We start from the raw sequence: 22,247 nt of genomic DNA, 5'->3' as shown, positions 1-22,247 counted from the left end.
AGACACTCAAGTAAGAGTGCCATTTTTCATTTTAAAGGTTTTTTCGACTTTTTTCTACAGATAACCCCTTATTGCCAAAAAATTATCTTTCGCCTTTTAAAAGGTTCGGTTCAGTCACCCGTTTGTGGCCGTCTTCTTCCATAGTTTCATTTTCCTCTTCTTTCTCTTTAAAACGAATATCCTTGACAAAGTAATAAATGAGCGGATGTCCGATGCCCAAGATGGCAAGCGACAACGGTATACCCATATCTTCTTTAAAAAGGGCCACGATAAGGAGAAAGCATAAAATCGAAACAATTCTGCCTGCGTTTAAAAACATTTCTCTCAGCACGATATATTCAATTCTCGCTTTTCTGGCATGTCTGGCCCGTCCTATGACATCATATGTAAGCGATACATAAGGCACGAGCAAAAGAGGATAGCCGATCGCAATAAACACGCCGTACGTCAATAATGTCGTAAAGCTCATATGAAAGAGTATCAAAAACAGCGCACCGTACAAAATAAGGCCGCCCAGCAAAATTGATTTTTTACGGGCCTTTTTCTTAATCAGCCTTGATGCAAAATAATAGGCAAAAAAGGAAACAGCAGAGTTGACGAGCCCAAAGGTTCCGAGGGCCAGTTCGCTGTTTGTTTCAATAAACACAAAAACACTGATTAAAAAGACGAAAATCCCTTCTCTCAAGCCCTGAAAAAAATGCGCATTTGTAATTCGCCGCCAGTTCATATTAGTGTGGCGTTCTCCAAATACCTTACTCAGCATAAATTGGCCCTTTGATTCTCTCCGTTTTAGGAAGAAGCTCATCACGACAGCCAGTGCAAATAAACTGAGGGAGAGACTGAAAATGACAGTGTAACCCGTATTATTTTCAAGCCTTGAGATGACAAATCCTGCAACAATCGGACCAATCATTCCTGCGGATGAGGACAGGATGCCCATAAAGCCGTTGAAAAAATCCCGCGTATCAGGCTCTGTTATTTCAAAGGTGAGCACATTAAACGCGAGCCAATAAAATCCATAGCCTACTCCGAGCACCGCTCCGATGAGAACAAGACGTGATGCAGCAGTTTCTCCAGCCAGCAGCACACTTAAATAAAATGCTGCTAAAAAAATCACTCCGAATCTAAGAATGAAAACCCGGTCTATTTTTTTGGCTAATCGGCCAGCTAAATAAAATGTTATCGGCTGCATCGTCACAATTGATAAGTTGTATATCGCCAAATCAATAAATTTCCCTGACTGCTTCCAGAGATACACGTTCACAAATGTATTGGAAAGCGCAATTCCTAACGAGTAAAGACCGCCAACGGTCAGCAGAAGAAGTAATCCTTTATTTACATTTACATCTCCAATTACCTTTTTTAGTTTGCTCATTACTGACTCCCCTTTACTACCCCTTAGTCTGTCTCACTGAAACCAAGATATGTAAAGAGAAGACATAAAAAACAAGGCCCTTTTATGAGGGCCTTGTTTGCGTTATTATTTTGCTGCGCTGTAAAGACGAGCAACTTCGTCCCAGTTTACCACATTCCAGAAAGCTGAAATGTAATCAGGACGGCGGTTTTGATAGTTAAGGTAGTAAGCATGCTCCCAAACATCAAGACCTAGGATAGGCGTTTTACCTTCAGAAAGCGGAGAATCTTGGTTTGGCGTGCTTGTGATTTCAAGTTTGCCGTTGTTTACAACAAGCCATGCCCATCCTGAACCGAAACGTCCAGCTGCTGCTGCAGCGAATTGTTCTTTGAATTTGTCAAAGCTTCCAAATACACTGTTGATCTCTTCAGCAAGCTCGCCAGTTGGCTCGCCACCGCCGTTTGGAGATAAAAGTGTCCAGAATAATTTGTGGTTCGCGTGTCCGCCGCCATTGTTGCGGACTGCTGTGCGGATGTTTTCAGGAACAGAATCTAGATCTGCAACAAGCTCTTCAACTGATTTGTTTGCAAGAGCAGTGTTTCCTTCAACCGCTTTGTTTAAATTTGTAACGTATGTGTTATGGTGCTTCGTATGATGAATATTCATAGTTTCCTTGTCGATATGCGGTTCTAAAGCATCGTACGCATAAGGTAATTCTGGAAGTTCGTAAGCCATGATAATTCCTCCTTAATATATATGTACTGAAATGCCGCTTCACAGCGAGCCTTTCTTCATTCAATGTAACAAAAGAACGCCGTGTAATCAATGAAAAAGCTCACAATTTGGCTATTTCAGCAGACATATTTCACTTTAACCGTTACTTCGCCCCCTTAAACCTCCTGACAGCAATTCTTACAGGACAGTCCATAAAAAATATCCGATCATTAAAAGCTGAATAATTCCCTTTGCAATGACCCCCGTTAAAAAGCCGATCAATGAGCCTAGCCCAATTTTAAACGCTGATTTTACATCTTTTTGATGTACGATAAGCTCTGCGCAAACAGCTCCGATAAACGGCCCTAAAATAATCCCCGCAACCGGAATCACAAAGGGACCGATCAACAAACCGATCGTACTCCCCCAAATAGCAGCTTTGCTTCCGCCGAACCTCTTTACACCAAGCAGATTGGAAACATAATCTGCGGCGAATAATACTGCGGCGAATACAGCTTCAACCAGCCAGAACATATAGGAATACGGACTGAAAGAAAACAAAAATCCATATAATACAAAACCGGCAACGATAAATACAACACTTGGAATAACAGGATACACAAGCCCGATAAAAGCGATGATAAATAGTGCCGCGATCAACAGCCAATACAAAATATCCATAGAATCCATCCTCCTCATTATGCTTACATCTCTGATCTTACACTTCTGCCAATGCAGGTCTTCCTTGTATTCATACGCAGGCAACGATACAATAAGCAACATATATTGTATAGCTAGGAAGTGAAGATAGTGAATGTATTTCAGCTTTTCATCAAAAGTACATACTCTCCACGGGATATTGCAAAAACAAGATTTCAAGGAATCGGAAAAGCGATTCTTTATGTATTTTTGCTTTCTGTCCTTTTTGCGATTCCCACTGCTTATTATGTAAGCTCAGGGACCGTCCAATCTATGAACGGCTTTAAATCCGTTTTAAACAAAGATTTCCCTGATTTCACAATTTCAAACGGCAAACTTCAGACGGATGAAAAAAAAGCCACAGAATCAAAGGCAAACGGGTTTGTCATTGTGTTTGATCCGACGGATGCATATGGCACGGAACAAATCGAAGCAAAGCAAAACGCAATAGGTATACTTCAGGATAAGTTTGTTTTGGCCATTGACGGACAGGCCCAAGAGATGGCTTACTCAATGATGCCGTCAGATTTAACCAAAAAAGATGTCACTGCAGGGTTAAACCAAAATAAAACAATGATCGTGACTGTTCTATCAGTTCTCATTTTTCTCGTGACAGCGGCGGGAAAATTTATTGAGGTATCATTCTTGGCGCTTATCGGGCTAATCATAAAGAACGGTCAGCAAAAGCAGCTGTCCTACCAGCAGCTATGGAAGCTTTCTGCTTACTCCATTACCCTTTCAACAATATTTTTTACGGTTATGCGTGCGTTAGAAACAACGGTGCCAAGTGAATTTTTAGTCAACTGGTTTGTTAACTTTGTCATCCTGTTTCTCGTATTAAAAGAGCTTCCGTCCAAAAAAGCTGTGGCTTAATTCGGAGACTGCCTTCGCAGTCTCTTTTCTTTTGTCATGAATCAACACGGACAAGCATACAATGTTATAAAAATTTTGTATGCGGGAGGCAAAATCAATGAAACGTCTCACTTTTGTATTCAGCATTCTCTTTATCCTATTTATTATTTTTTATGACCTTAAAATTGGAACGATCCCCATTCAGAACCTCCCTGTCTATAAAGCATCGGCAAAAACAGCTGTACAGGAAACAGCGTATAAAACGGTGACGGTAAAACCGGGTGACACGGTCATGTCAATTGTCGGGTCTGCAAGTTCCCCTGACGATATTGTAAAGGATTTTGAAACGCTTAATCCAAATGTAAAAGCCAATACGATTCAAGCAGGAACAGCATACAAATTCCCGGTCTACCCATAATTAACGTTAATTTCTTGTCAGTTCGGCGAATACACTGTTACAATATAATTTGTAAAATACATTGACATACACCATACTAGGTTTATTCTATCTAGAAGCGGCAACTACAATGAAGGAGCGATTGACAAGTGAGTGAAATCACCCATCGTACAAAAACGCGTCCCGTTAAAGTGGGACCTTTAACAATAGGCGGTAACAATGAAGTCGTTATCCAAAGCATGACAACAACCAAAACACATGATGTAGAAGCAACGGTTGCGGAAATTAACCGGCTGGCTGAAGCCGGATGCCAAATCGTGCGGGTGGCTTGTCCGGATGAACGGGCGGCAAACGCCATTGCGGATATTAAAAAACGCATCTCCATTCCGCTCGTTGTTGACATTCATTTTGATTATAAGCTTGCGTTAAAAGCCATTGAAGGCGGCGCAGATAAAATACGAATCAACCCAGGCAACATCGGCCGCCGTGAAAAAGTCGAAGCGGTCGTTAAAGCGGCGAAAGAAAAAGGGATTCCAATCCGAATTGGTGTAAACGCAGGTTCATTGGAAAAACGGATTTTAGAAAAATACGGATATCCGACAGCAGACGGCATGGTAGAAAGTGCTCTTCATCACATTAAGATTCTTGAGGATCTAGATTTTCACGATATTATCGTCAGCATGAAGGCTTCTGACGTAAACCTTGCCATCGAGGCTTACGAAAAAGCGTCAAAAGCATTTGATTACCCGCTTCACCTCGGAATCACCGAGTCAGGAACGCTGTTTGCCGGTACAGTAAAAAGCGCAGCAGGACTTGGCGCGATTTTAAGCAAGGGCATCGGTAACACCCTGCGTATCTCATTAAGCGCAGACCCGGTTGAAGAGGTTAAAGTAGCGAGAGAGCTATTGAAATCCTTTGGTTTGGCCTCTAACGCTGCAACCCTCATCTCATGCCCGACTTGCGGCCGTATCGAGATTGATTTGATAAGTATCGCCAACGAAGTGGAAGAATACATTTCTAAAGTGAAAGCGCCGATTAAAGTTGCCGTTCTCGGATGTGCGGTAAACGGCCCGGGTGAAGCGAGAGAAGCTGATATCGGCATCGCTGGAGCACGCGGCGAAGGCCTTCTGTTCCGAAAAGGTAAAATTGTCCGTAAGGTTCCAGAAGAAACAATGGTTGAAGAACTGAAAAAAGAAATCGACATACTTGCTGAAGAGCACTACGCAAAGCTTGAGGCTGAAAAAGCGAAATTAGCTGAAGAAACACAAAAAGCTTGACGGGAACCCGTCAAGCTTTTTTGAATTTAGAAAAATGGAATAATAAATATTCCAAGCACTAATGAGACAACACCAATCCCCATAGCCCATGCACCCAGGCTTTGGGCTCCTCTTCTTCTTGCGATATAGCCGACAATAATACCGGCAGCTCCCAACAAAACAGGAAGAACAAACAATGAAATAATGGACAAGGCTAAAGCGATATACCCTATCCCCCGTCCTTCATTGACATTTCCGCCGCTGCGGTCATTCTCTTGGTCACCGCTTCGGTCAGAAGCACGGAAAGGCTCTGCAATTTCAGCAGCCGTTTCCTCAAAAAAACCATCATTGTCGCGGGTAATATTTGTTCCTTCAGAACCATGATCTACATAGTAACTGTTGTTATCACGTTTTTCGTAATCGTTTGCCACCTTCAATTCCCCCTTCTGTTTTATAAAGGAGCTTTTATAGTTTGATCCATTTTTGCTGATTCATGTTTGCTAAACTTTTCTGGAAATGTTAATTGTTTATGTTACACTTGAAAGGATGAAACTGAAGGAGTGTGGGCATGTTACGCTTAGGAATAGATATTGACGGCACAATCACGGCTCAGGATACATTCGTCCCTTATTTAAACCGCTCGTTTAATCTTTCCATTTCATTAAACGATATGACGGATTATGATTTAACAAAACTGTTACATATTACACAGGAAGAATTTTGGGATTGGATGAATCAAAATGAAGCAATCATATATAAAGAAGCACTTCTTGCGCAGCATGCAAAACAGTCCCTTGACCTCCTCAAAGAGGAGCACCGGCTGATTTATATTACGGCGAGAAGGACTCATTTAAGCGATGTTACGTTCGAATGGTTTGACAGACAAAACATCCATTATGACCACATAGAGCTCGTGGGCGGGCATCATAAAGTCGAAGCGGTCAAAAAACATGACATCGACTTGTTTTTTGAGGATCATCACGGAAACGCAATGATGATTGCAAAAGAAGCCGGAATACCGGTGATTTTATTCAATTCGCCTTATAACCAGCTTCCGATCGATTCAAACATCATTAGAGTTAACAACTGGCTCGAAGCGGTTCAATGGATAAATGAAAATAAACATTATTTCATACGAGTGAAAAATTAAAAAAGGAGCCTGATCAGGCTCCTCAGCTTGTAGAGAAAACGATGTTTTTTCTACAAGCTTTTTTGTTTTATACAGTTTCTTTAGATATTCATCAGGTTTCAGATGCAGAAAAAGCGCTCCCACATGCCTAGCCCTGCTTGGCTAGGTATGTGGCAATCTTCTTCATGTTCTGGCATGCGGCTGTGAGGAGAACTTGTTCACTCACATTCCGTTTTCCCCTCAACCTGCAATAGCGAAGCCCATGCAGCTGTTTTGAATCTGCAAAGCTTCGCTCTATTTTTTCTTTTCTTTTTTTGTAGAGGTTTTTTCCTGAAACAGACAAGCGATTTTGTCTGACCTTTTCTTTATGGTCTTCCCACACATGCCGGGTGAGGACCTTTTGGCGGTTCTTTGACTTCGTGCATTGTTCAAGCAATGGGCATGCGGAACATATTTCAGGATTTGATTTATATGACCGGTAGCCTTTTCGGTCAGTTGTTGAGTACGTAAGGGTTTGCTGGTTCGGGCAAATATATCTGTCTTGTTCACTGTCATAATGAAATTTCCATTTTGGAAACAAGCCCCGCGTAGGGTGATAACGTCTATGTGCGATGACACCAAAGATTTGGCGGTCAGATAATCCTTTACAGATCGGAGTCGTTAAATATCCGGAATCAAGGGCGACGGCTTCTACTTGAAACCCAAATCGTGCGATTTGGTGGTCTAATCGGTCAAGATAAGGCACAGAATCATGGACATTTCCAGGTGTGACATAGGTATCTGTGATAATGTTGTATTTCATATCCGTTGTGCGGTGATCTAAATAAAAGAAACCCTCCGGTTTATTTTCACGATATAGATATCCACTTTCCGGATCGGTTGTACTGTGGCGGATCTCTTTTTCAGCTTTCACCTCCTCTTTGATTGTTAATGGCTTTTTTCCGTGTTCTTCCCGATCCTCTTGAATGGCTTCATTTAAATCCTTGATATAGTTTTGAGTATCCTGTTCAATCGTTTTTCTTGTGTATTTGTGCTTATTGGCATTGGCTTTCAGATGAGTTGAATCGGTGAATAGGACACGTCCGCCCACCATATCATGATTGATGGCCTGGAGAACGATTTCATCAAAAATGTCTTGGAAGATGGTTGTATCTTTAAAGCGTGTGCGTCTGTTCCAGCTGATGGTGGAGTGGTGCGGAACTGGGTCATTTATGTTCAATCCGAGGAACCATCTGTATGCCATATTGTAGTAAATTTCTTTTTCGAGCTGTCTTTCTGAACGGATACCGTAGAGGTAGCCGATAAACATCATTTTGAATAAAATCAGCGGATCAAGTGAGGGGCGGCCTTTGTTTTCGCTGTAGTACGGCTTAACCTTTTCAATGATAAAAGAGAAGTCTATGTATTTATCAATTTTTCGAAGCAGATGATCCTCTTCGACGAGTTGGTCAAGCAGAACAAATTCGGCTGCATTTTGAGAAGAATTTCTTGTGTGGAACATGGGAAAGACACCGTCCTTTTTAGTCTTTCTTTTATTTTATTACAGGAGAATGGATATTTTAAGGAAAAATAAAGGCTGTCGAGATTTTCTCGACAGCCTGAGGAGCCTGATCAGGCTCCTTTTTCTCTATCCTTAACTTTTACGCAGAAGGTTGATCTTGTTTTTCCTGTTCACAGCTTGGACATGTGCCGTAAATCTCAAATTTATGCCCGCTGATCTGATAGCCATCTAGGTCATCATAGAGCTTATCCATCGGACAAGACTCAATTTCCTTTGTTTTGCCGCAAGCCAGGCAAATAAAGTGATGGTGATGATGAGTAAATGAGCATTTAAATCGGAACAGCTTTTCACCGGAGAGCTCAGTCGTTTCCAAAATACCTAGCTCTTCATATAAAGAAAGGTTTCTATAAATCGTATCAAAGCTTAAACCGGGATAATCATCATTTAGTGCAGACAGTACATTTTTAGCGGTCAGATACCTGTCCGAATCAGCAAAAAGCTGAAGCATATCTTCCCGTTTGCTTGTATATTTATATCCGTTTTCTTTCAGTAAGTTCAGCGCTTCTTGTACGTTCATGAAGGGCCCCCCTTTTCGCTTTGCTTATGAACGAACGTATCTTATATATCAAAAAGAAAATGGCAGCTGTCTGACCAGCAAGCCATTTTCTTTACTACTGATAAAATTATACCCATAAAATGAATAAAAGTAAATGAAAGCCTAGTGGATTGCGGTTTTGAATTTACCGCCTCTTGTTTCATGAGTATTCATAATTGTAATAAATGCATTATCGTCGACTTCAAACACAATGGATTTGAGCTTGGTCACTTCCAGCCTTGTGACAACTGCATAAATCACATCTTTTTCCTCGTCTGTGTAGCCGCCTTTTCCCTTCAGCTTCGTTGTTCCGCGTCCGAGACGGTGTAATATAGCGTCGGAAATTTCATCATACTGATCCGAGACAATAATCACAGCTTTTGTTTCATCAAGTCCTTGGATGACCGCGTCAATGGTTTTCATGGCAATGTAGTAAGTCATGAAAGAATACATAGCTTGCTCAGGACCGAACACAAAACCGGCCCAAATAAAGATAAATACATTGATGAGCATCACAAACTCACCAACTGAAAACGGCAGTTTTTTCGTTAGAAGGATACCGAGTATTTCTGTGCCGTCCATTGAACCACCGTTTCGAATCACCAGCCCGACACCAAAGCCGAGCAAAAGACCTCCGAATACTGTAGCCAGAATAGGCTGTGTCGTAATGGCTTCTACGTGGTGAAGCGAGGATTCGATTAAGGCAAGGCCGACAATCCCGATAACAGTAGAAACGAGGAAGGTCTTACCGATATATTTATACCCGAAGATCATAAAAGGAATGTTTAAAATGACAACGAATACAGCGAAATTCAGAAAGGGGTTTGACATAAAGAGGTGGTCTAAAATAAGTGATACACCGATAATGCCTCCATCAATAAAATCATTGGGGACTAAAAATAATTCAATACTTACCGCCGCAGACGCAGCTCCAATCAGAATCATGATGACCCTGAATATAAAGTGGGTAAATGATTCTCTTTTGTGTTGTTTTGTTGGGGTCATAAAATCTCCTTTCCTGCAATAACTATTTTAAATAGACTATGACTCTATTTTACCATGAAATGCTGACACATTTTACTGATTTGCCCATACATTATGTCTGAGAGGTGGAATGTTCGATGATATTATTTCAAAGAATTATTTTGCAGAGGCTCAATCAAGCCACTGCTGAAGATTTATTGAAGTACTCTAAGCAATACGGAATCAGTCTGACAAAACCGCAGGCAGTTGAAGTAGCAAACCTGTTATACGGGAAAAATGTGAATATTTTTAATGAGCAGGAACGTACGCGGCTGCTGAAACAAGTAGAATCCATTACTTCAAAAGAAACAGCCCAAACTGTTCATGAACTTTTCAAACAGTTCACAAACTAAAAAAGGGGGGATCCAATCCCCCCTTTTTTATTGCTGTAAAATCTTTTCGAGTAATGTGTTGTCAAATTGCTTTTCTGTCAGCATTTGAATCTCAAAACGGTACGGCGGTTTTTTGTTCTTTTTATCTTCACCGACATACGGCGTTTCAAGAATTTTCGGGATATCTTTTAATTGCTCATGATGAACGACATATTGCAATGCGTCAAACCCGATTTCCCCGAAGCCAATATTTTCATGACGATCTTTTCTAGCGCCTTTGATATTTTTGCTGTCATTGATATGGAGCACTTTGATTCTGTCAATACCGACAATTTTATCGAACTCATTCAGCACTCCGTCAAAATCTTCGACAATATTGTAGCCGGCATCATGTGTGTGGCATGTGTCAAAGCATACAGACAAATGCTCATTGTGTGTCACGCCATCAATAATTTGCGCAAGCTCTTCAAAGTTTCTGCCGCATTCAGATCCTTTGCCTGCCATTGTTTCTAATGCAATCTGCACATTTTGATTCGGATCAATGACTTCATTTAAGCCTTCAATAATTTTTTTAATGCCTTCTTCGGCTCCCGCGCCAACATGAGCACCCGGGTGAAGGACGATTTGCTTCGCGCCGATAGCAGCTGTCCGCTCAATTTCAGAGCGGAGAAAATCAACACCAAGCTCAAACGTAGCCGGATTGACCGTATTGCCAATATTAATAATATAAGGCGCGTGTACGATAATCTCGTCGATCCCGTTTTCCTGCATGTGAGCGCGGCCGGCTTCTATATTTAAGTCTTCAATTTTTTTTCGGCGCGTATTTTGCGGCGCACCTGTATAAATCATAAACGTGTTCGCCCCGTAAGAGACTGCTTCCTGACTCGCAGCCAGAAGCATATGTTTCCCGCTCATAGAGACGTGTGAACCTATTCTCAACAACCGGTTCCCCTACTTTCTTTTTTTAGATTGATTTCTTCGCTGTTTTTTCTTAATTTTCTCCATCTCGTAGCTCATTTTCTTTTTATATCCCGGCTTGACCTTCTTCGGCTTTTTCACGAGACGATGGGCGATTTCATCTGCTTCGTTAGGCGTCTTTTTACGCTTTTGGCGGCGCTGGCGGTCATCGCCTTTTTTCCATTCGCCTTTTTCAATCTCCAGGTAATCAAACTCAATGCCCATTTTCTCAAGCTTCACCAATGCATCCTCATCAGAAAGCTCATAAATTGTCATGGCCTGTCCTGAAGAACCCGCGCGCGCTGTTCTGCCCACACGGTGAACATAGAAATCAAGATCATCAGGCAGCTCATAGTTGATGACATGGCTGACACCTTTAATATCAATGCCTCTTGCGGCGAGGTCAGTTGCAATTACATAAGTGAATTCCAAATCATTAATCTGCTTCATGACTTTTTTCCGCTCACGAGGCGTTAAGCCGCCGTGCAGAAGTCCGATTTTCATACCTTTGCCCATCAAATATTTGGCAATATGGTCGGCAGCGTTTTTCGTATTGGCAAACACAATGCCTAAGTATGGGTTCAGATTAGACATGATATCGAAAAGGAGCTTGTCCTTATCACGGTGCTTTGAAGGAATAAGAATATGCTCAATTTTTGCAGCAGTGACCTGTTTCGGCTCCACGTGGGCATATTTCGGGTTTTCCATGTATTTTTTCAAAAACGGTTTCAGCTTTTCCGGGATCGTTGCAGAGAACACAAGCATCTGCAGATTCTCTGGCATGCGTGAGCCAATGTAATCAACATCTGCAAGGAACCCCATATCCAGCATTAAATCAGCTTCATCAATAACAAGAGACTCAGCTTTATGAACACTTAGTGCCTGTTCTTTGATTAAATCCGCAATCCGTCCCGGCGTTCCGACGACTAGATGCGGCTGCGTTTTCAGTTTATCAATGGCTTTCTGCTTATCTGTTCCTCCGATAAAACATTTCGAACGGATCGAATCGCCTTCTGCACCCTGCGTGATTTTCAGCGCTTCCTGATAAATCTGGTTGGCAAGCTCGCGCGTCGGAGCCGTGATGACCACCTGAACGACATCCTTAGCGGGATCAATTTTATTTAACAAAGGAAGTAAGTAAGCGTGAGTCTTTCCGGTTCCCGTCTGAGACTGTCCGATGACGCTTTCTTTTTTTAATACAGCAGGAATCAGCCTTTTTTGAATATCAGTCGGTTCATAAAAACCAAGGCGATGTACTGCATCTATAATAAACGGTTTCAATTCATACACATCAAATTTAGTTTCTTTCATTTTTCCCAGCTCCTTAAAGCGGCACATTATGTGTCCATCATCACATTATACCCGATTTACCTTAAAAACACCACGTTTGGAAGGCGTTTGTTTTATTCAGATAAGGAAAGCAAATACCGAAACCCATGCATATTGTAATAGCAGAGAGAGCTGAAAGGAGGTACAAGTATGTTTTCACAGCAGCAGCCAATGAGAAACTATCCGCAGCCCGGTCCGCCCCGCCCTATGCAAAACCAGCGCATGATGGGAAGAGCAACGCCTGCAATGCGAAGGCCTTCATTTGGTCCGCCGCAGCAAGGTTTCCAGCAATCAGGGCAGCAATTTCTTCCTCAGCCAAACGCTGGAGCAAGAAATGGGGCGGGCACAGGCTTAAAAGGGATGCTGTCCAAATTTTTGCCCGGCGCAGGAGGTACAGGGGCCCCCGGAGCAGCCGCAGGCGGAGGAGCAGGTCTGCAAGGCATTCAAAATCTCGCTAATCCGGCATCGTTATCCAGTATGCTCAACAATGTGCAAAAAGTGCTCGGCATGGCGCAGCAAGTCACCCCTATGATCCAGCAGTACGGACCCTTAGTCCGCAATCTGCCGGCAATGATAAAGCTTTACAGTCAATTAAGCAAAAACGATGATACAGAGGGCACTGAAGAAGAAACGAAGACAGAATCGGAAGAAAGTGCAGAAACAGAAAAGAAAACTGCGTCCAACGACTCTGCCGAAAAGAAAAAATCAAAAGCAAGCAGTTCATCACCTGCAAAAAAAACAGAAGCACCGGACTTGAAGGAACAAGAATCAAAAACATCTGTCTCAAAGAAAAATGAAACGCCCTCCCCTTCCTCGAAAAAAACATCAGGCAGTTCAAAGCCGAGATTATATATTTAACATTCTTTGATATCTGGAGTGAGTTTGGCTATAATGGAGATCAGAAGAATGCAAGATTAGAGCCGTTTGATTACGGCTTTTTATATTGCCTTTACTCACTTCTGTATTGGAGGACAACCGAAAATGGACGTAATTAAAATTTCGCCGCGCGGCTATTGCTATGGTGTTGTTGACGCTATGGTAATCGCTAAAAACGCGGCACTGGATAAAAGCTTGCCAAGACCCATTTATATACTCGGGATGATTGTTCATAATAAACACGTCACTGATGCGTTTGAGGAAGATGGCATTTATACTTTGGACGGCGCTAATCGACTGGACATCCTAAAGCAGGTTGACAAAGGAACTGTCATTTTCACAGCGCACGGCGTTTCTCCCGAGGTTAGACGAATCGCCGAAGAAAAAGGATTAGTCGCAATAGATGCTACATGTCCGGATGTAACGAAAACACACAATTTAATCTTAGACATGAAAGAAAAAGGATACCACGTAATCTATATCGGCAAAAAAGGCCATCCGGAGCCGGAAGGAGCGGTTGGCGTTGCGCCTGATATCGTTCACTTGGTTGAAACGCCGGAAGATGTCAAAAATCTCAATATCCAAGCTGAAAAATTGATCGTAACAAATCAAACGACAATGTCTCAATGGGATGTTCACGATATTATGGAGCTTGTGAAGGAAAAATATCCTCACGTTGAATATCACCAAGAAATTTGCCTGGCTACTCAGGTACGACAGGAAGCTGTATCGGAACAGGCGAAAAAAGCGGACTTAACCATCGTTGTCGGCGACCCGAAAAGCAACAATTCAAACCGGCTTGCGCAAGTGTCAGAGGAAATAGCCGGGACAAAAGCGTACCGAATCGGCGATCTAAGCGAATTAAAATTGGAATGGCTTAAAGGCGTAAATACCGTCGCCGTTACTGCCGGAGCTTCAACACCGACACCGATCACCAAAGAAGTGATTCGCTTTTTAGAACAGTTCGATCATGAAGACCCATCAACTTGGACAACCGAACACAATGTCCCGCTCAAAAAAATCCTTCCGAAAGTGAAAGCAAAAAACTGAGGCCCTCACAGCCTCAGTTTTTTTATAGAAAAGTAAATGGATTTGTATCCGTTTCAGAAATAAAGATATTGACGTCTACTTTTTTATCCTTACACATTGACGTCAGTTTTTTTGTGACGCCTTCTTTCATGATTTTTTCAGCGTAATGGCCGGGATCAATGACATTCAGACCAAGCATCATCGCATCATGGGCAACATGGAAATATAGATCACCTGTAACGTAAACATCTGCGCCTTTTCGTTTTGCCTGGTGGATATACTTGTTCCCGTCGCCTCCGAGAACAGCTACTTTCTTCACCATACTGTCAGCCTGCCCCACCATTCTGACGCCGTTCACTTGAAGCTTGTCTTTCACAAACAAAGCGAATTCCTGAAGCGTCATTTCATTTTTAAGTGTTCCGACACGCCCTAGCCCTTTTTCAGCTGGTGACTGTTCGACAGGATAAACATCATAAGCGACTTCTTCATATGGATGGCTTTTTATCATTGCGTTTATAACGGCTTTTTCTATGCTTTTAGGAAACACAGTCTCCAGTCTGACTTCATGAACGAGCTCAAGCTCTCCTACCTCTCCGATAAAAGGCTGTGCGCCGTCCAGTGGCTTAAAGCTGCCAATGCCCTCTGATGAAAACGCACAATGGCTGTACTCACCGATATGGCCTGCCCCCGCATTTCCCAGCGCTCCTCTGACCTGCTCCTCATATTCTTTCGGCACGTATACGACCAGCTTTTTAAGAGGATCGGTATAAGTAGGGGCCAATACTTCAGTTTCACTCAGCTCCAAGGCCTCAGCAAGCAGATCATTTACGCCGCCGTCAGCAACATCTAAGTTTGTATGAGCCGCATAGACAGCGATATCATGCTTCAAACACTTTTCAATCAGCCTTCCGCCGGGCTGATCAGTTGAAATATGCTTTAGCGGCCGGAAAATAGGAGGATGGTGCGCAATGATTAAATCAACATCTTTTTCAATCGCTTCATCGACAACGCTTTCCAATACATCCAGCGTAACCATCACATTTTTAACCGGTTTATGTAAACTGCCGATTTGCAGACCGATTTTATCGCCCTCAACTGCATAGGCTTTCGGAGAAAATTGTTCAAACAGCTGGATGACTTGCTGTCCGTTTACCGTTTTAGCCATGATCGATAACCTCCTTTAATAGCTTCATTCGATCGGTTAGTTCCTTCAATTTCTGTTTGTTATCTTCAGATGTTGCAGCACGGCTGATCTGCTCATATATGTTTTGAGTATGGTGAAGTTCTTGTGTCCATTTTTTCAAAAATACAGCATTCTTTTCTTTTGCCAAAAATGGGCCTACGAGCATTCCGGCCGGCAAAGAAATTCTTGCATAAGCTGCATCTCTGTCTCCGGATTCGGCGACAAGCACCTCATAGCACTTTCCGTCTTCCTCTAGAATCACTTCATCAATAAGTGCGTATCCTTCTTTATACAGCCACTCTCTAATATGAACGGCATGAATATTCGGCTGTAAAATAAGCCGTTCTTTACCTGTCAGTTTTTCTTTGCCTGCTTCTAAAATATGAGCGATCAGTGACCCGCCCATTCCGGCAATTGTTATGGCGTCAGCCTCACCTTTCTGAAGCACTTCCAGGCCGTCTCCTTGCCTTACCGTTATGTGTGCACTTAAACCAGATTTTTCGACCTGCCGTTTGGCAGATAAGAATGGACCGTCTGTTATTTCTCCAGCAATAGCTTTGCTGGCTTTACGATTCAGCACCGCATAACAGGGAAGGTAGGCATGGTCAGAACCAATATCCGCTACTACTGCTCCATCCGGTATGTACTCCGCTACTGTTTGTAATCGTTTTGATAATTTTAATTCGTTCACTAGTCATCACAACTTTTCTCAATCATTTTTTCCTTTTCTATCATATAAAAAATCCGCCCGAAATCCAAGCTGAGCGAATGACTTTCAGTTTATTTCTTTGCAGGAACAACATCAAGTATGGGATGACCGGACAAAAATAAAAGGCTGTCGAGAACATCTCGGCGGCCTGAGAACGTATAAGGAGAAAGATACATCCTTTATTTAATTTTAGACACCCATTCTGCCATGTCATCAAGCTTATCAGCCGGAACAAGACCGGAAGGCATTCCATTACCGCCTTTTTCAATCTTTGTTTTGATTTCAGCGACATCCTTCTTATCCCCTACACCTTTTAAACTCGGACCCGAAACTCCTTCATAATTTTCCCCGTGACACGAGATACAATTCGCCTTGTAAATATCTTCAGGTGAAGCGTTTGCATCATCTTTTTCAGCAGACTTGCTTTCTCCGCCGCTCGCAATCTCGCGAGAGTCATCAAGCCCCTTTACTGATAAAAAGAAAGTCAGACCAATTCCTAAAACAGCGATCAGTAAAAATGGAATAAGCGGATTCCATTTCATTTCCCTTCCCCCTTTATGATCCTTCCCCCTATGTAAACACTTCTAATTCTAACTTATTTTTACAAAAAGTAAATGGATTGGCATACAAAAGTTTTTTATTCACACTTTATACAAAATTGAATCAAATCATGCCTATTTCTCTAACATTCCTTTTATTCTATTGTATAATGTATTGAATACGCTTACAATAGAAAATATGGATTGGTATATTGAAATTTTTCATCACAATGTTCATTTGCAAATGACATCATTTTTCAGTAAAATAAAGGCATATTATCCATATATCTTTTTAAAAAAAGAAGAACGGATCTGCAAGACCCGTTCCATCTTATTCTAGAAAATCTTTCAAACGTTTACTTCTGCTAGGATGTCTTAGTTTCCGCAGCGCTTTCGCTTCGATTTGTCGAATACGCTCTCTCGTAACTCCAAATACCTTGCCGACCTCTTCCAATGTTCTTGTACGTCCGTCATCAAGACCGAATCGAAGCCGCAATACATTTTCTTCACGATCTGTTAACGTATCAAGCACGTCTTCAAGCTGCTCTTTCAATAGCTCGTATGCCGCGTGATCTGAAGGTGAAGTAGCCTCTTGATCTTCGATGAAATCACCAAGATGGGAATCATCCTCTTCACCGATCGGTGTTTCAAGAGACACTGGCTCTTGTGCTATTTTTAAGATTTCACGTACTTTTTCAGGTGTTAAATCCATGTCTTCCGCAATTTCTTCAGGTGTTGGCTCTCTGCCTAAGTCTTGCAATAGCTGACGCTGTACGCGGATTAATTTATTAATGGTTTCAACCATATGAACGGGGATCCTGATCGTTCTCGCCTGATCGGCAATGGCGCGTGTAATCGCCTGTCTGATCCACCACGTAGCATACGTACTGAATTTATAACCCTTACGATAATCAAATTTCTCAACGGCTTTCATCAGACCCATGTTACCTTCTTGGATCAGGTCAAGGAACAGCATTCCGCGTCCGACGTACCGTTTGGCGATGCTGACAACAAGCCGCAGGTTCGCTTCAGCCAATCTGCGTTTGGATTCTTCATCACCTTCTTCAATTTTTTGCGCATAGGCGATTTCTTCCTTTGCAGAAAGAAGGTTAACCCGGCCGATTTCCTTTAAATACATACGAACTGGGTCATTGATTTTGACACCAGGCGGTACACTTAGGTCATTAAGGTCAAATTCTTCTTCGGCTTTGGCAAGCTGCTGAATATTAGGATCTTCCGTTTCTTCATTCTCACTAATTAATTCAACACCTTGTTCACCTAAAAATTCATAATACTCATCCATTTGGTCTGATTCAATCTCAAAGCTGGACATACGCTCAGCAATTTCTTCATATGTCAAAACGCCACGTTTTTTACCAGACTCGGTTAATTGCTCTTTCACTTGGTCGATTGTTAATTCAGTTTCGTGGGTTTGTTTATCAGCCATTATGGATCCCTCCTTCCAAAGCTTGCAACGAATTCTAAAAGCGGTATGATTCTTATTCGGTCCATTCAGGCGTTTTCTATGTGAACTGCCTTTAACAATGTGCGAATAATGAAATGACAATTCATGATGAGGTCAAGCGATCTATTTGCTCCTCCGCAAGGAATCATTGCCAATGAAAGCTCCTCATCAGTTGTCCTAGTTATTTTAAAGATCGGTTTAAAGTAACGATTTCTTGAGCCAGAGATGCCGCTCTCAAAAAATCTTTTTGCCTTTCGGCTTCGGCTCTTTCCGCCTCTTTTTCTTTTATCATTGACCATTTTCTGTGATTCAACACTTTTTTCACATAATCTGATAACTCGGCCTCGCTGAGTTCTTGATTAACCTGGAGCATTAAAATATCAGACAGTATCTGGCTTATATGATCATCCGTCACCCTGGCCATAAGATGCTGAGGCGTCAGCTCGGCACCCTCTTCATAAAAAGCGTACAGATAGGCGGCCAAAGCACGGTGTTCATCAATATTAAATTCAAACCCGACCCGGTCAATGACTTTTTTTATGACACCCCTGTCACGAAGCATATGCGCCAGTAAAAGCCTTTCTGCATTTTCATACGCCGGGCGCAGCCGTTTTTGCCTTGCCTTAGTTGTCAGATGCGCTCTTCTTGTTTTCGTTTCACCGCTGCTGTCAGCAGGTTTGTTTTGCCTGCCGAATACAGTCAGCTGCTCAGTTAATGACTCCTGGGAAATCGAAAATTCGGAAGCAAGCTGTTTCACATAGACTTCCTGTTCAAGTGATCCTGACAGCGCGCTGATTTCTTTAAGCACTTCTTTAATGTAAGCTAATCGATCGCCTTCATCGGCCAGGTTCTTTCCTTTCCGGAAATATTGCATTTTAAACGCCATTACCGTAACGCTTGCATCGACAATGTCGTTTTTGAATTTTTCTCCGCCGTACTGTTTAATGTAATCGTCAGGATCCAATCCGTCAGGGATCATTGCGACTCTGACTTTACAATCTTTTTTCTGAAGAAGCTCTGCAGCTTTCAAGGTGGCTTCATATCCGGCTTTATCAGAGTCATAGCAAAGAATGATCTCCTCCACGTTTCTTCTCAGAATCTTTACATGATCATCTGTCAGAGACGTGCCCATCGTCGCTATACTCTCTTTTACGCCTGAGTTTACCGCTGATATGACATCAGCGAATCCCTCGAATAAGACAGCTCTTTCCTGCTTTCTGATATGAAGCCGGGCCTTGTGAAAATGATAAAGCAGCTTGCTTTTATGAAAAAGCGGCGTTTCCGGACTGTTCATATATTTTGGCTGCTGGCTGCCAAGCGCTCGGCCTGAGAAAGCCACAACAGCTCCATGATGGTCATGGATCGGAAACATGATCCGGTTTCTGAACCGGTCAAAATATCCGCTTCCGTCTTCGCGTCTGATTAGCAGACCCGCTTTTTCCATTTGCGTTTCACTGAAGCCCCGCTTGACGAGAAATTTTGTTATGAAATCCCAAGAATCAAGAGCATAGCCGATCTGAAATTCATCAATCAGCTCTTTTGTAAACCCTCTTGCAAGCAAATAATCCAGCGCTTCTTGACCTTCTTTTGTATTTATTAACAAATGATGGTAAAATTTCTTCAGAAGCTCATGAGCCTCCGCCATTTTTTGTTCTCCGGAGGATTCTGGCCGGACTGCGGTGTGAACCGTTATATCATCTGGAAAATCAATGTGGTATTTGTCCGCAAGGTGGGAAACCGACTCAGCAAACGAATAGCCCTCCATCTGCCTCAAAAAGGAGAAAACATTGCCGCCCGCTCCGCAGCCGAAGCAATGAAAAATCTGTTTGTCTGGCGATACGGAAAACGAAGGTGTGCTTTCTCCATGAAAAGGACAGAGTCCAAAGTAGTTTCGGCCTTGCTTCTTTAATTGAACATAATCACCTATGACTTCAACGATATCTGCCGACTTTTGCACCTTGTCTACAATTTCATCTGGTATCCGATTTCCCATCTTATAACACTCCGTCGTACATTATTCGATGTTTTAGTGCAAAATCCCTTCATCGTTCGACAGGATTTTTTGCAGCAGTGTAACAAATCGTTCTCGATCTTCATGATTCAATTTTTTAGGCCCTTTGGCATATATGCCTTTTCTCCTTTGTTTGCCGGAAACATGACGGCCTTCAAGGGCAAAATCAATCGTATCTTCCTTGTAAAGACGCCCTCTCTCCGACATGACGGTGACATTCCTGTTCACAAGCAGGGATGCTAAACCAATATCCTGCGTCACCACGACATCTCCCGGTTTTACATGATTTGCGATATATAAATCAGCAGCTTCTTTATGAGGATCAACATACTTCCATTTTTCTTCCTGACTTCTGGAAAGCTGGTAATGTTCAAATGAAGCGACAAAAAGAACTTGAACTTCATAATCGGATGCTGTTTGTAAAATTTCGTCTTTTACGGGACAAGCATCAGCATCGACAAAAATCGTCTTTTCTTTTTCATTAAGAAGAGTAATTCTCCATCCCTCCATTAAACTCCTGCATAAAAGCAAGCAAAATCGCACACCCTGCAAAAATGCGGGTGTATATGAATTTGTCGAAAAATTTCCGGGAGAAATTCTTGACATCTTACCCATAATAGTTTATTCGTATCACACTAACCTTAAACCTAAAATTAATCATTTTATCACAATTTTTTATTATAATACAAACTTCACAAAGATGCTATTGTTTTTCATTATTCCCTTTTGGCAAAGTCAAAAACCCAGGATAGAGCGTCCTGAGTTACATGTTTTTCGTTTTGAGATGATGGATAATATTTGCTGTTTCTTCTACTGCTTTATTTGAAACATCTACAACCTGGCAGCCGATTCGATCCACGATCTTTTCGAAATAGTCCAGTTCCTCTTTAATTCTGTTGATATTTGCATAAATGGCCTTGTCATTGAGGCCAAGCGATTTTAACCGTTCTTTTCTGATATGATTCAGTTTATCCGGACTGATCTTCAGGCCGATGCATTTTTTCGGGTCAACATGAAAGAGCTCTTCCGGCGGGTCAACCTCCGGAACAATCGGAACATTGGCAACCTTCAGCCGCTTGTGGGCAAGATATTGAGATAACGGTGTTTTAGAGGTTCTCGATACACCGATCAAAACGATATCAGCTTTTAAAATGCCTCGTGGGTCACGCCCATCATCGTATTTAACAGCAAATTCAATCGCTTCAACCTTTTTGAAATAATCTTCATCAAGCTGGCGGACCCGTCCCGGTTCATATTTCGCCGTTAAACCGTAGGCTGTTTCCATTTTATCAATTAACGGGCCGATAATATCATAATATAAAACATTTGCTTTTTCCGCTTCGGCAATCAAATATTCTCTTATTTCCGGCACCACAAGTGTAAAACAGATAATGCCTCCATCTGCTTTTGCAAGTGTAATCACTTCATTGATAGTGCCAATGTCTTCAACATAAGGAATTCTTCTTACATGTGTATCATCCGCTGATCCGTTAAATTGGCTTAATGCAGCTTTAACTACCAATTCGGCCGTTTCACCGACGGAATCCGATACAACATAGATGATGCGGTTATTCATATTATCCCCCCGTTAGTCTGCGCTCTTATAGGATTTCATTTTCTGATAAACTGACAAGTATTTTGGTCATATTCGTTTTCGTCACTCTGCCGATCACTTCATATCCTTTATCGGTATCTTTGATGACAGGCAGTGCATCGATTTGTTTTTCAATTAAGTGCTTTGCAATGTCCATCACATAATCCTCGCGTCTGCACACTGTAATATTCGGCATTCTAGTCATAATAATGTGCACAGGGACAGAAGTAAGCTCCTGCTGGCCGATGCTGGCTCGTAGTAAATCCTTACGTGAAAGCACTCCGACTAAAACAGCATCGCGGTCCACTACAAACAGAGTACCTACATCTTCTAAAAACATGGTGCAAATCGCATCATATACAGAAACGTTCTCGTGAATCACAACGGGGATAGATTGAAAGTCTTTCACCTGAAGCTTTTTCAGTTTATCTGCCAAAAGCTGCGTGCCGGTTTTTCCAGTATAGAAATAACCGACTCTCGGGCGCGCCTCAAGGAAACCTGACATGGTGAGTATGGCTAAATCCGGACGCAGCGTTGCTCTCGTTAAATTCAGCTGTTCGGCAATATGCTCCCCTGTAATCGGTCCGTTTTCTTTTACAATCTGCAAAATATGTTCTTGCCGTTTATTTAGTTCGATCGTACTCACCGCCTTTTCACTTCGTATCTATGTAAAGAAATAATAAACCATATTATAACGTAAATG

The 22,247-nt window shown here is 42.1% G+C and carries 24 protein-coding genes; 7 read left to right on the top strand and 17 right to left on the bottom strand.

All coding sequences use genetic code 11. The annotated features are described in order from the left end of the window. Window positions 1-82: 82 nt before the first annotated feature. The 3 genes from M1D69_RS08305 to M1D69_RS08295 form a co-directional block, all read right to left on the bottom strand. Window positions 83-1,375, bottom strand: coding sequence for an MFS transporter (locus M1D69_RS08305; RefSeq protein ID WP_024122070.1), 1,293 nt, complete (start codon window positions 1,373-1,375; stop codon window positions 83-85). Between the two features lie 105 nt (window positions 1,376-1,480). Next, window positions 1,481-2,089 carry a superoxide dismutase SodA gene (gene sodA / locus M1D69_RS08300; protein WP_044154540.1) on the bottom strand — a complete coding sequence of 203 codons (609 nt, stop codon included), beginning with the start codon at window positions 2,087-2,089 and terminating at the stop codon, window positions 1,481-1,483. A gap of 177 nt (window positions 2,090-2,266) precedes the next feature. Then, window positions 2,267-2,749, bottom strand: coding sequence for a DUF456 domain-containing protein (locus M1D69_RS08295; protein ID WP_010334953.1), 483 nt, complete (start codon window positions 2,747-2,749; stop codon window positions 2,267-2,269). A gap of 129 nt (window positions 2,750-2,878) precedes the next feature. Between M1D69_RS08295 and M1D69_RS08290 the strand changes: the two genes are divergently transcribed. The 3 genes from M1D69_RS08290 (at window position 2,879) to ispG (ending at window position 5,293) form a co-directional block, all read left to right on the top strand. Then, window positions 2,879-3,640: a DUF1189 domain-containing protein gene (locus M1D69_RS08290; RefSeq protein WP_458104042.1), complete on the top strand. Its 762-nt coding sequence runs from the start codon at window positions 2,879-2,881 to the stop codon at window positions 3,638-3,640. A gap of 97 nt (window positions 3,641-3,737) precedes the next feature. Beyond that, window positions 3,738-4,037 carry a LysM peptidoglycan-binding domain-containing protein gene (locus tag M1D69_RS08285; protein ID WP_044154536.1) on the top strand — a complete coding sequence of 100 codons (300 nt, stop codon included), beginning with the start codon at window positions 3,738-3,740 and terminating at the stop codon, window positions 4,035-4,037. A gap of 137 nt (window positions 4,038-4,174) precedes the next feature. Then, complete coding sequence (gene ispG / locus M1D69_RS08280; protein ID WP_174754447.1) at window positions 4,175-5,293, top strand: flavodoxin-dependent (E)-4-hydroxy-3-methylbut-2-enyl-diphosphate synthase; 1,119 nt, start codon at window positions 4,175-4,177, stop codon at window positions 5,291-5,293. Between the two features lie 26 nt (window positions 5,294-5,319). On the opposite strand, the gene M1D69_RS08275 is transcribed toward ispG, so the two are convergent. Continuing rightward, window positions 5,320-5,709, bottom strand: a complete 390-nt coding sequence (locus M1D69_RS08275) for a DUF308 domain-containing protein (RefSeq protein WP_082687864.1) — start codon at window positions 5,707-5,709, stop codon at window positions 5,320-5,322. A 131-nt stretch (window positions 5,710-5,840) separates the two neighbouring features. Here M1D69_RS08275 and M1D69_RS08270 point away from each other — a divergent pair, with 131 nt between their 5' ends. Continuing rightward, on the top strand, window positions 5,841-6,422 hold the full coding sequence (locus M1D69_RS08270) for a nucleotidase (protein WP_024122075.1): 582 nt from the start codon (window positions 5,841-5,843) through the stop codon (window positions 6,420-6,422). Window positions 6,423-6,549: 127 nt separating this feature from the next. Here M1D69_RS08270 and M1D69_RS08265 read toward each other — a convergent pair whose 3' ends face one another. The 3 genes from M1D69_RS08265 to M1D69_RS08255 form a co-directional block, all read right to left on the bottom strand. Further along, window positions 6,550-7,902, bottom strand: a complete 1,353-nt coding sequence (locus tag M1D69_RS08265) for an IS1182 family transposase (protein WP_458104043.1) — start codon at window positions 7,900-7,902, stop codon at window positions 6,550-6,552. 139 nt (window positions 7,903-8,041) lie between these two features. Beyond that, window positions 8,042-8,479: a Fur family transcriptional regulator gene (locus tag M1D69_RS08260; RefSeq protein ID WP_010334964.1), complete on the bottom strand. Its 438-nt coding sequence runs from the start codon at window positions 8,477-8,479 to the stop codon at window positions 8,042-8,044. A 141-nt stretch (window positions 8,480-8,620) separates the two neighbouring features. Continuing rightward, window positions 8,621-9,502 (bottom strand): YitT family protein, encoded by an 882-nt coding sequence (locus M1D69_RS08255; RefSeq protein WP_010334965.1) that lies wholly within the window; start codon window positions 9,500-9,502, stop codon window positions 8,621-8,623. A gap of 116 nt (window positions 9,503-9,618) precedes the next feature. Here M1D69_RS08255 and M1D69_RS08250 point away from each other — a divergent pair, with 116 nt between their 5' ends. Next, complete coding sequence (locus tag M1D69_RS08250; RefSeq protein WP_199397935.1) at window positions 9,619-9,873, top strand: DUF2624 domain-containing protein; 255 nt, start codon at window positions 9,619-9,621, stop codon at window positions 9,871-9,873. A 27-nt stretch (window positions 9,874-9,900) separates the two neighbouring features. Here the strand turns inward: M1D69_RS08250 and M1D69_RS08245 are convergent, their stop codons facing one another. Together M1D69_RS08245 and cshB are read right to left on the bottom strand one after the other, a co-directional pair. After that, window positions 9,901-10,794 carry a deoxyribonuclease IV gene (locus tag M1D69_RS08245; protein WP_458104044.1) on the bottom strand — a complete coding sequence of 298 codons (894 nt, stop codon included), beginning with the start codon at window positions 10,792-10,794 and terminating at the stop codon, window positions 9,901-9,903. Window positions 10,795-10,803: 9 nt separating this feature from the next. Continuing rightward, window positions 10,804-12,120, bottom strand: coding sequence for a DEAD-box ATP-dependent RNA helicase CshB (cshB, locus tag M1D69_RS08240; protein WP_458104045.1), 1,317 nt, complete (start codon window positions 12,118-12,120; stop codon window positions 10,804-10,806). 168 nt (window positions 12,121-12,288) lie between these two features. Here cshB and vrrA point away from each other — a divergent pair, with 168 nt between their 5' ends. Beyond that, on the top strand, window positions 12,289-12,996 hold the full coding sequence (vrrA, locus tag M1D69_RS08235) for a VrrA/YqfQ family protein (protein WP_458104046.1): 708 nt from the start codon (window positions 12,289-12,291) through the stop codon (window positions 12,994-12,996). Between the two features lie 123 nt (window positions 12,997-13,119). Next, window positions 13,120-14,064, top strand: a complete 945-nt coding sequence (locus M1D69_RS08230; protein ID WP_458104047.1) for a 4-hydroxy-3-methylbut-2-enyl diphosphate reductase — start codon at window positions 13,120-13,122, stop codon at window positions 14,062-14,064. 22 nt (window positions 14,065-14,086) lie between these two features. Here the strand turns inward: M1D69_RS08230 and M1D69_RS08225 are convergent, their stop codons facing one another. The 8 genes from M1D69_RS08225 to ccpN all read right to left on the bottom strand — a co-directional run bounded on the left by M1D69_RS08225 (window position 14,087) and on the right by ccpN (window position 22,190). Beyond that, complete coding sequence (locus M1D69_RS08225) at window positions 14,087-15,208, bottom strand: Nif3-like dinuclear metal center hexameric protein (RefSeq protein ID WP_458104048.1); 1,122 nt, start codon at window positions 15,206-15,208, stop codon at window positions 14,087-14,089. After that, the gene (trmK, locus tag M1D69_RS08220) at window positions 15,201-15,869 is read right to left on the bottom strand and encodes a tRNA (adenine(22)-N(1))-methyltransferase TrmK (RefSeq protein WP_458106180.1); all 669 of its coding nucleotides are present in this window, start codon (window positions 15,867-15,869) and stop codon (window positions 15,201-15,203) included. Before trmK ends, M1D69_RS08225 begins: the two co-directional genes overlap by 8 nt. A gap of 245 nt (window positions 15,870-16,114) precedes the next feature. Next, window positions 16,115-16,477, bottom strand: coding sequence for a cytochrome c550 (cccA, locus tag M1D69_RS08215; protein ID WP_044154523.1), 363 nt, complete (start codon window positions 16,475-16,477; stop codon window positions 16,115-16,117). Window positions 16,478-16,805: 328 nt separating this feature from the next. Continuing rightward, the gene (rpoD, locus tag M1D69_RS08210) at window positions 16,806-17,921 is read right to left on the bottom strand and encodes an RNA polymerase sigma factor RpoD (protein ID WP_458104049.1); all 1,116 of its coding nucleotides are present in this window, start codon (window positions 17,919-17,921) and stop codon (window positions 16,806-16,808) included. A gap of 199 nt (window positions 17,922-18,120) precedes the next feature. Further along, on the bottom strand, window positions 18,121-19,932 hold the full coding sequence (gene dnaG / locus M1D69_RS08205; RefSeq protein WP_044154521.1) for a DNA primase: 1,812 nt from the start codon (window positions 19,930-19,932) through the stop codon (window positions 18,121-18,123). A gap of 33 nt (window positions 19,933-19,965) precedes the next feature. Continuing rightward, window positions 19,966-20,460: a YaiI/YqxD family protein gene (locus M1D69_RS08200; RefSeq protein ID WP_024122083.1), complete on the bottom strand. Its 495-nt coding sequence runs from the start codon at window positions 20,458-20,460 to the stop codon at window positions 19,966-19,968. 253 nt (window positions 20,461-20,713) lie between these two features. After that, complete coding sequence (locus M1D69_RS08195) at window positions 20,714-21,526, bottom strand: pyruvate, water dikinase regulatory protein (RefSeq protein WP_458104050.1); 813 nt, start codon at window positions 21,524-21,526, stop codon at window positions 20,714-20,716. A gap of 25 nt (window positions 21,527-21,551) precedes the next feature. Then, on the bottom strand, window positions 21,552-22,190 hold the full coding sequence (ccpN, locus tag M1D69_RS08190; protein ID WP_024122084.1) for a transcriptional regulator CcpN: 639 nt from the start codon (window positions 22,188-22,190) through the stop codon (window positions 21,552-21,554). Window positions 22,191-22,247: the final 57 nt, after the last annotated feature.

This window comes from Bacillus sp. PK3-037 (assembly GCF_054161355.1).
Note: the sequence above shows the minus strand (reverse complement) of the source record. Positions and strands in the feature narration are given on the sequence as shown.